The sequence below is a fragment of the Otoolea muris genome (genome assembly GCF_943193115.1).
GTDB lineage: Bacteria > Bacillota > Clostridia > Lachnospirales > Lachnospiraceae > Otoolea > Otoolea muris.
In genome coordinates, this window is sequence record NZ_CALPCY010000122.1 from 1 (window position 1) to 3,045 (window position 3,045).

A 3,045-nucleotide genomic window follows, 5' to 3' on the forward strand; every position below is an offset into this window, starting at 1 on the left:
GTGGCTATATGATAGCTGCCGCGTCCCGGTTTTTTCTAATTGTAGAGACTATTATATCTTACCAAATGTTCTAATTGTTCTTTTATTTCACTACATATTTGTTCATTTTCCAAATCATCAATATCCACACGTATTTTGAACTCATAATCACCAGTATTTTCTATATCCTTAATAATACCCCCTTGAACTACCATAGTTTTCTTAATCATTTCTTGTTTATAATCAGTATACATAAAATCGAAATACTCTGTACACTCTATCCCACAAAAAAAACCTTGCTTTATTATTATCTCTTGGATTTTATCTACCCATTGTGTGACTGGTTTTGGTTCTAATGTGCTATACATTTCAAAACTATTCGTTTCAAAGTCATATGTAGAAAAGTCTTTTTCCAAATATCCCCCTAAAAGAATATACCCTTTTCCTAAATAATCATATTGTTCATCATAAACAGCGATAATAAGCACTACATCACCAAACACATTCCCATACTTTATATCTCCACCAACATTTTTAATAACATATTTCATTTTATCCTCATCAGCTTCTATATCTAAAATAAAAGCGGGTTGTTTTTCTAAATCTTCTATCCGTTGTTCGTTCAAAGATATATCATTTGCAACCATTGCAACTTTAACACTAACGATTGACACTATAACTCCTGCAATAGAAAGAGCTAACATCATAACTGTTTCAAAGTAAATTTTCTTTCTCTCTAAAAAAGTTTGAAATTTACTTTTGGTATCAGCTTTTACTTCAAGTAGCTTTGTGTTTTCGTTATATATCAAATATTTACTTTTTTTCTTTCTTGTTTTCATGCTTACACCTGCTTTCTAAATCTAAGGACATATTCATTTTATCATAATTTTCTTGTTTTTTCCACGATATAGCACTTTATTACCGTTCTGTTTCTCTTTTTCGTTCTGTCTGCTTCTCTGCCTGTAAAATGCTGTCAATATTCCGCTTGATAACGTCGTATTCCGCAACCTGTTTTTTCAGCTTGCCATAATCGGCGTAAAGGCTTTCTTTCTGCGCTTGGAGCTTTTCATACTCTGCTTGCAGGGCGGGGACGTTGGGGAGCCTGCCGCCGATCTGCGCCGCTTTTAGTGCCTTTGCCGCCGCTTCATGGAGGATAATACCCCGTTCATGCTCTGCCCGGTATTTCTCCTTGTTCCGGGCTTTACGGTAGGCTTCATAGAGGGGCTTTGTCTTTTGGTAGGTAGTGACATTCTTGATAAGCACCGCCATATCGGAAAGCCACTTTTCCACGTCCTTTAAGCCGTCCCCCGCCTGTTCGCTTGCTGTGGCGATTTCCTCTATCCGGGTGAGCAGATCGGCGTACTGTTCAATCCTGTTTTCGGTGAGGAAGTTCATAGTCTTTGCCGCCTGTTTCAGATTGTGGATTTTCGCCCACTGTTCATATCCCCGGCTCTGCTGCGCCTTGATACTGTTCTCAATGTCAATGAGAAGATTAACGCCCTTACGCTCTGCCTTTGGAGCTTTGGCGGCGCGGGTACGCTTGCCCGCTATCCGTTCCCTTATGGCTTCCTCTGTATAGTCCGCGCCGAGGGTTTTAAGGCGGGTAAAGCGTTCCTGCCCCGGTGCGCGGCACGACACATATTTTCCCGGTTTGATTTCATAGCCCGCCACCTGTAACCGCTGCAATAATTCCTCAAAACTGGAAACTTGGGGAATGAGCGCGTCCACGGCAATTTTTAACTTGCCTTTCCAGCTTGTCCCCGTTTTCTCCGCTTGGTACTCCGCATAGCTCTTTCCTTTGCTTCCCTTGCCGGGGACGACCACGGAAAGCCCGTTGTCCCGGCACAGCTTGTCGCTCATATTCCGTATGCCGTAATACGTCCGCTTGTTGGAAACATACTTGTGATAATCTACGAAGTTGACCGCGCAAAAAATAATGTGGTTATGGATATGCCCCTTGTCAATGTGCGTCGTTAATACATACTCATGCTGCCCCTTTGTTACAGCGTCGGCAAGCTGCCGCCCGATCTCATGGGCTTTCTCATAGTCCACTTCCCCCGGCGCAAAGGACTGTATCAAGTGAAAAGCTAAATTGTTTCCCTTATCCCGCGCTTGTGAGAGGGTATAGCCAAACTCAATATCTGCCGTTTCATAACTGCACCCAAAAGAGGACACCAGCATTTTTCCGTCCGTCTTGTCCGGGTTTTCGATATAGTCAAGGGCTTTGCTTAGAGTGCTTTTAACAGGCTTAATCTTTGTAACCGCCATATCTCCGCAAGCACCCCCTTAATTTCGTCTATGTCCTCTTTGCATGCGTTCCCCGTCGCGTTTACGCGACGTGCAATCTGATTGACATTCACGCCGATTTTCTGTATCTCCGCTGTCATTGCCTTTATATCCGTGTGGTCTACTTGGATAATGTACCCGTCAATGGCGATCTTGCGCAGATACGCCGCCATGTTGCTTGTGGGGACGAGCTTCATTTTTTCCTCAATCAGTTTCCTTTCTTCCTCTGTCACATAGAATTTGACCTGTACCGTCCTTTTGCGTCCGTTCATGGTTTTTCGCTCCTTTCCGTTCTCATAGAGGGTTTGGGACACTTCCCAACAAGCAATTTCTGACCGACAAGGCGGGCAGAAATACGGAAAAGGGTACTCTTTTCCTATGCTTGCTACGTTACCGTTTCTACGTCTATAAGGCGTTTCCGCCACAAAAAAATGCCCGCCAAATGCGGGCTGGAAGCGATAAAAGCACAAAAAATAGAGAACGCTTTTCACGTCCTCTACTCTTTGATTTTGATAGCTCCGTCAATGGCTCCCTCGATAATCGGCAAATACGGTTCGGGACACAGCTTTAATTTGTGGCCGACCCTCTGGCGCTGTTCGCTGCCCTCTGGCTCTGCTTCCGGGTGGAAGTAGCGTTCTATGGGGAGCTTGCATATCCTCGCCAGCTCATAAAGTACCGGGACGCTGGGAAGATCGCCGCTGTTTTCTATATTTGCAAGATACCGGGGATCAATACTGACTTGTTCAGCCAATGCCCTGCGGGACAATCCCAATGCTTTCC

At 44.2% G+C, this 3,045-nt stretch carries 4 protein-coding genes; all 4 read right to left on the bottom strand.

Translation table 11 applies throughout. The features are described 5' to 3' along the window. Nucleotides 1-35: 35 nt before the first annotated feature. Nucleotides 36-818, bottom strand: a complete 783-nt coding sequence (locus tag NFS31_RS26400; RefSeq protein WP_251501969.1) for a hypothetical protein — start codon at nucleotides 816-818, stop codon at nucleotides 36-38. Between the two features lie 79 nt (nucleotides 819-897). Next, nucleotides 898-2,247 carry a relaxase/mobilization nuclease domain-containing protein gene (locus NFS31_RS26405; protein WP_251501972.1) on the bottom strand — a complete coding sequence of 450 codons (1,350 nt, stop codon included), beginning with the start codon at nucleotides 2,245-2,247 and terminating at the stop codon, nucleotides 898-900. Beyond that, nucleotides 2,208-2,537: a plasmid mobilization protein gene (locus tag NFS31_RS26410; RefSeq protein ID WP_251501975.1), complete on the bottom strand. Its 330-nt coding sequence runs from the start codon at nucleotides 2,535-2,537 to the stop codon at nucleotides 2,208-2,210. Before NFS31_RS26410 ends, NFS31_RS26405 begins: the two co-directional genes overlap by 40 nt. Before the next feature lie 224 nt (nucleotides 2,538-2,761). Beyond that, a partial coding sequence (locus tag NFS31_RS26415; protein ID WP_251501978.1) for a helix-turn-helix transcriptional regulator occupies nucleotides 2,762-3,045 on the bottom strand: 284 nt, incomplete at its 5' end.

Excerpts from the sequence above, each read along its gene's own strand:
- NFS31_RS26405 (WP_251501972.1), bottom strand. The coding sequence starts at position 2,247 with ATGGCGGTTACAAAGATTAAGCCTGTTAAAAGCACTCTAAGCAAAGCC.
- NFS31_RS26410 (WP_251501975.1), bottom strand. The coding sequence starts at position 2,537 with ATGAACGGACGCAAAAGGACGGTACAGGTCAAATTCTATGTGACAGAG.
- NFS31_RS26400 (WP_251501969.1), bottom strand. The coding sequence starts at position 818 with ATGAAAACAAGAAAGAAAAAAAGTAAATATTTGATATATAACGAAAAC.